The following is a 5,515-nucleotide window of genomic DNA, read 5'->3' as shown; positions in this document are numbered from 1 at the left end:
GCCCACCCCCGACGACCTGGACGACCTGATCTCCCGCCGCCGCAAGACCCAGTTCCTCCTCGCCCACCCGAGGACCATCGCCGCCTTCGGCCGGGAGTGCAACAGCCGCGGCGTCTACCCCGGCCACGCCGAACTGAACGGCAGCCCGGTGCGCACCTGGCGCGGCATCCCCCTGCTGCCCTGCAACAAGATCCCGATCAGCGAGACCAACACCAGCTCCATCCTCGCGATGCGCGTCGGGCAGGACAGCGAGGGCGTCGTCGGACTGCACCAGGCCGGGATCCCCGACGAGTACGAGCCCAGCCTGAACGTGCGCTTCATGGGGATCAACGAGAAGGCGGTGATCTCCTACCTGGTCAGCGTCTACTTCTCGGCGGCCGTCCTGGTCCCCGACGCGCTGGGCGTACTGGAGGACGTCGAACTCTGACCCGGCCGGGCAGCCCGACCGCCGGCCCCGCCGGCCTCGGGCTGCCCGCTCGCGGCCCGGGTGGGAGAATGGGCGGTGCACCGGCGGGTGCCGCAGCCGGTGGGAGGAGGTCGCATGCGCGCCAGGACAGGACTCCTCGGATCGCTCTCGCCCGACCAGGCGGAGCGGCTGCAGCAGCTGGGGAAAGAGGTCTTCTTCCCCTCGGGCGACCGGATCTTCGAGGAAGGGCAGAAGGCCGACCGCTTCTGGATCATCCGCACCGGCTCGGTGACCCTCGAACAACACGTGCCGGGCCGCAGCAACCAGGCCGTGGAGACCATCGGCCACGGGGAGCTGCTGGGCTGGTCGTGGTTCTTCCCGCCCTACAACTGGCATCTGAGCGCGGAGACCGACAGCCCGGTCCGCGCCCTGCAGTTCGACGCCGCAGAGGTGCGCGAACTGTGCGAGGCCGACCACGAACTGGGCTACAACCTCGCCCTGGCCGTCGGCGAGATCATCTCGCACCGCCTGCAGCGCACCCGGACCCGGCTGGTCGACCTCTACGGCCCGCGCGGCCTGGCCTGACCGCCCTCCGCGGACTCGACCCACGGCGCCCACCCCCGCGGGTGACCCTCTCGCACAGACGGTCCCATTGCCGAGCGGGCCCGGCTCCAGCACCATGTCCCCGTGCTGAACCCCTGGCTGGCGCTCGAAGCGGGGGCGGACCCGGCGGAGCGCGCCGGTGCCGTCCGCCGCGCCCACAGCGCGTTCCTCACCGACGGCACCGTGCAGGAGCCGGTACGTTCGGTGGTCGCCGACTCCTGGCGGCGCTGCGCCGGCGCCCGGGTCGCGCCCGACGGCATAGCCCGCGTCGAACTCACCGACGCGGACCTACGGGCCCACCGCGCCGAGCACCCGCTCGCCGCCGTGATGCCGCTCATCAGGGAACTGCTCGGCAGCATCGCCCACGACGGCGCCCATCTCCTCACCGTGTGCGACGCCGCCGGCCGGATGCTCTGGGTCGAGGGCCACGCCCAGGTGCGACGACGCGCCGAGTACATGAACCTCGTCGCGGGCGCCCGCTGGTCCGAACGCGAGGTCGGCACCAACGCGCCCGGCACCGCGCTGGCCGTCGACCACGCGGTGCAGATCTTCAACGCCGAGCACTACTGCACACCAGTCCAACCCTGGACCTGCGCCGCCGCGCCCATCCACGACCCCGCCACCGGCCGCCTCGTAGGCGCGGTCGACATCACCGGCGGCGACCATCTCGCGGCGCCGCACAGCCTCGCCCTCGTCCAGGCCACCGCACGCGCCGCGGAAGCCCAACTGGCCGCGCTCGGCCCGATCACCGGCGGCCGCCTCACCCTCCAGGCGCTCGGCCGGGACGAGGCCGTCCTGCACGGCGGCGGGGCCCACGCCGCCCGTCGGCTCAGCCGGCGCCACAGCGAGATCGTGCTGGTGCTCGCCGATCATCCGCAGGGTCTGACCGGCGAGGCGCTGGCACACCAGCTGTACGGGGAGCGCGACCTCAGCCCGATCACCCTGCGGGCCGAACTCTCCCGACTGCGCCAACTGCTCGGCCCCCTGCTGCGCTCCCGCCCCTACCGGCTCGCCGCACCGGTGGACACGGACGCCTCGCTGGTGCTGCGCTCGCTGCACGCGGGCGACCCGGTCGCCGCCCTCGCCGCCTACCGGGGGCCGCTGCTGCCCCGATCCGAGGCGCCCGGCGTGGCCCGACTGCGCCGGGTCGTGGAGACCAGGCTGCGCGGCGCTGTGCTGGCCGCCGGTGACCGCACGCTTCTGGAGGAGTGGGTGCGGTCCCCGTGGGGCGAGGACGACCTGGAGGCGTGGGAGGAACTGCACGCCGTCGTCCCGCGGGCCGAACGGCCGGTCGCCGCCGCCCGGGTGTCCCAACTGCGCGCCGAGTACGGACTCCGCCTGCCGCCCCGCCCCGCAACCTTCCCGCAACCTCGCCGCGCCTAGCTTCCTGGCACGATCGGCCGCCGCCACGGCGGTCGGCGGCCGGCAGGGAGGCGCGAGATGAAGTACGCGGCACCTGGAAGCGACGGCGCCGTCATGCGGTACCGGACCCGCTACGACCACTGGATCGGCGGCGAGTACGTCGCCCCCGCGCGCGGCGGCTACTTCGAGAACCCGACCCCGGTCACCGGTCGGACCTTCACCGAGATCGCCCGGGGTACCGCCGAGGACGTCGAGCGCGCCCTGGACGCCGCGCACGCCGCCGCGGGCGCCTGGGGGCGCATCCCGCCGGCCGAACGCGCCCTCGTGCTGAACCGGATCGCCGACCGCACCGAGCAGCACCTGGAGGAGCTGGCCGTCGCCGAGAGCTGGGAGAACGGCAAACCGGTGCGGGAGACGCTCGCGGCCGACCTGCCGCTGGCGGTCGACCACTTCCGCTACTTCGCCGGTGTGCTGCGGGCCCGCGAGGGCAGCCTGTCCGAGCTCGACGAGGACACCGTCGCCTACCACTTCCACGAGCCGCTGGGCGTCGTCGCGCAGATCATCCCGTGGAACTTCCCGCTGCTGATGGCGGCCTGGAAGCTGGCGCCGGCGCTCGCGGCCGGCAACGCCGTGGTGCTCAAGCCCGCCGAGCAGACCCCGGCGTCCGTCCACCACTGGATGAGCCTGGTCGCCGACCTGCTGCCGCCCGGGGTGGTGAACATCGTCAACGGCTTCGGCGAGGAGGCCGGGGCGCCGCTGGCCGCCAGTCCCCGGGTCGCCAAGGTCGCCTTCACCGGCGAGACCGCCACCGGCCGGCTGGTCATGCGCGGCGCCTCGGAGAACCTCACGCCCGTCACCCTGGAACTCGGCGGCAAGAGCCCGAACATCTTCTTCGACGACGTCTCCGCGGAGCACGACGACTTCCGGGACAAGGCGCTCGAGGGCTTCACGATGTTCGCCCTCAACCAGGGCGAGGTGTGCACCTGCCCGTCACGCGCCCTGGTCCAGCAGGGGCACTACCGGGACTTCCTCGCGGACGCGGTGGCGCGCACCGACCTCGTCGTCCAGGGCGATCCGCTGGACACCGACACCATGATCGGCGCGCAGGTCTCCGCCGAGCAGACCGCGCGCATCCTGCGCTACCTGGACATCGGCCGCGAGGAGGGCGCCCGGGTGCTCACCGGCGGCGAACGCGCCGAACTGCCGGGCGAGCTGGCCGGCGGCCACTACGTACGGCCCACGATCCTGGAGGGCGCCAACCACATGCGGGTCTTCCAGGAGGAGATCTTCGGCCCGGTGGTGGCGGTCACCGCGTTCCAGGACTTCGGCGACGCCGTGAAGACGGCCAACGACTCGCTCTACGGGCTGGGTGCCGGCGTGTGGACGAGGGACGCCGGTACGGCCTACCGCGCGGGCCGGGCCATCCAGGCCGGGCGAGTGTGGACCAACTGCTACCACGCCTACCCGGCGCACGCCGCCTTCGGCGGCTACAAGCAGTCGGGCATCGGCCGGGAGAACCACCGCATGATGCTGGACCACTACCAGCAGACCAAGAACCTGCTCGTCAGCTACTCCCCGAAGCGGCTCGGCCTGTTCTAGGCGGCCCCGTGCCACGCGGCCCGCGCCGCGACAGACCCGCCGCGCACCCTGCCCGTGGCCCGTTCGCCGGCTCGTCCGCCGACCGGGCCGACGGCGGCGGACAGGGTGCGCGGCGCCGTTGTGGAACGAGGGCGGGCCGGTACCCGACTGTTCGTCGTGTGTACCGGCCCGCCCTCGCAATGTGCTGAGCTGGACCACCCCCGTGGCGCCGGCTCAGTAGCCGGCGCTGGGATGCGGCCGCCCGTAGGGGTCGTCGTATCTGCCCTGGGCCGCCGGCTGCTGCGCCATCGGCCTGGGCGCCACCGGCCGGGGCGCCACCGGCCGCATCTGCGGCTGCTGGTACTGCTGCTGGTACTGCTGTTGGTAGTGGGGGTATCCCTGCTGCGTGGGATAGCCGCGGTCGGCCGGCTGCTGCGGGATGTAGGGCGCAGGGGCCTGCTGGAGCGGCGCGTGCTGCTGCGTCGGCGCGGGGTGGCCGCCGTAACCGCGTTGTGGGGGAGCCGAGCTCGCGGACGGACCGGAGGCCAGCGCGGGAAGCGCCGACGGGAGCGCCGGCAGGCTACTGGCCGGGCTCTCGTAGGCGGCGGGGACCCGGATGGGGGCGATCTGCGGAGTACCCCGCTCGGCCACCAGGCTGTCGTAGATCGGCGTGTCGGCGAAGGACGGCGAGGAGTAGTAGCCGCCGCCGTAGCCGCCAAAGGAGGAGGGGGAGGTCATGCTGCATAAGTTAAGCGGAAGATGCGCTCCCTGAGGAGTCTGGTTCGAGGGTCATTTTGTGGGTTCACGAAGGCCACTTCACCGCACAGTGGACCAATCCGGGCAATCCGTCCCATGGTTCGAGTCGAGTTCCTGTGACGTGGGAGTGGCGCGCGGATGGCCGGCACCGGGCGCACGACGCGCGACGGCCTTGGCATAGGTTGGTGTCGGCGATCAGGGAAACGAGTAGGCGGTGCGGTATCGGCGCCGCCGACCCGAGGGGAACACCATGACCATGCGCAAGGGTATGAACGTGCCGCTGCCGGCGACGGCCGTGCGGGTCGAGATGGGCTGGCGCACCGGCCCCGGCGTTCCGGACGTGGACGCCTCCGCCCTGCTGCTGACGGCCGGCAAGGTCCGCTCCGACGAGGACTTCGTCTTCTACAACCAGGCCCGGCACCCCTCCGGAGCCGTCGGCCACCAGGGGAAGACCCCGACCGGCGGCACGGTCACCGACACCCTCCACGTCCAGCTGGACGCCGTGGAACCCGAGGTGGAGACGGTCGTGCTCGCCGCCTCCGCCGACGGCGGCACCTTCGGCCAGGTGCCGGGACTGCACGTACGGGTGCTCGACGCGGCAGGCGGCGCCGAACTCGCCCGCTTCGACAGCGAGGACGCGAGCACCGAGACGGCGTTCGTTCTCGGTGAGCTCTACCGCCGCCAGGGCGCCTGGAAGTTCCGCGCGGTCGGCCAGGGGTACGCCACCGGCCTCGGCGGCCTGGCCACCGACTTCGGCATCTCGGTCGAGGAACCGGTGACCCCGCCGCCGGCCCCCGCCCAGCAGCCGGC

General features: G+C 73.0%; 5 protein-coding genes and 1 pseudogene. 5 read left to right on the top strand and 1 reads right to left on the bottom strand.

All coding sequences use genetic code 11. The features are described from left to right. The 4 genes and pseudogenes from FNX44_RS23225 to exaC all read left to right on the top strand — a co-directional run. A pseudogene (locus FNX44_RS23225) lies at positions 1 to 427 on the top strand (Crp/Fnr family transcriptional regulator); the annotation flags it as partial. 114 nt (positions 428 to 541) lie between these two features. Then, positions 542 to 991, top strand: a complete 450-nt coding sequence (locus FNX44_RS23220; RefSeq protein ID WP_143650769.1) for a Crp/Fnr family transcriptional regulator — start codon at positions 542 to 544, stop codon at positions 989 to 991. Positions 992 to 1,093: 102 nt separating this feature from the next. Beyond that, positions 1,094 to 2,392 (top strand): GAF domain-containing protein, encoded by a 1,299-nt coding sequence (locus tag FNX44_RS23215; RefSeq protein WP_143650768.1) that lies wholly within the window; start codon positions 1,094 to 1,096, stop codon positions 2,390 to 2,392. A gap of 57 nt (positions 2,393 to 2,449) precedes the next feature. Then, on the top strand, positions 2,450 to 3,970 hold the full coding sequence (gene exaC / locus FNX44_RS23210) for an acetaldehyde dehydrogenase ExaC (protein WP_143650766.1): 1,521 nt from the start codon (positions 2,450 to 2,452) through the stop codon (positions 3,968 to 3,970). Between the two features lie 213 nt (positions 3,971 to 4,183). Here exaC and FNX44_RS23205 read toward each other — a convergent pair whose 3' ends face one another. Then, complete coding sequence (locus FNX44_RS23205) at positions 4,184 to 4,687, bottom strand: DUF6643 family protein (protein ID WP_143650764.1); 504 nt, start codon at positions 4,685 to 4,687, stop codon at positions 4,184 to 4,186. Positions 4,688 to 4,955: 268 nt separating this feature from the next. Between FNX44_RS23205 and FNX44_RS23200 the strand changes: the two genes are divergently transcribed. Next, positions 4,956 to 5,515: TerD family protein (locus tag FNX44_RS23200; RefSeq protein WP_143650762.1), on the top strand; the 560-nt coding region annotated here is incomplete at its 3' end.

The organism is Streptomyces alkaliterrae (assembly GCF_007097205.2).
In the GTDB taxonomy this organism is placed as follows: Bacteria; Actinomycetota; Actinomycetes; order Streptomycetales; family Streptomycetaceae; genus Streptomyces; species Streptomyces alkaliterrae.
This window is presented reverse-complemented; position numbering and strand designations above follow the sequence as displayed.

Bases quoted from the DNA above. Each gene is read 5' to 3' on its own strand.
- exaC (WP_143650766.1), top strand. From the start codon at position 2,450: ATGAAGTACGCGGCACCTGGAAGCGACGGCGCCGTCATGCGGTACCGG.
- FNX44_RS23220 (WP_143650769.1), top strand. From the start codon at position 542: ATGCGCGCCAGGACAGGACTCCTCGGATCGCTCTCGCCCGACCAGGCG.
- FNX44_RS23205 (WP_143650764.1), bottom strand. From the start codon at position 4,687: ATGACCTCCCCCTCCTCCTTTGGCGGCTACGGCGGCGGCTACTACTCC.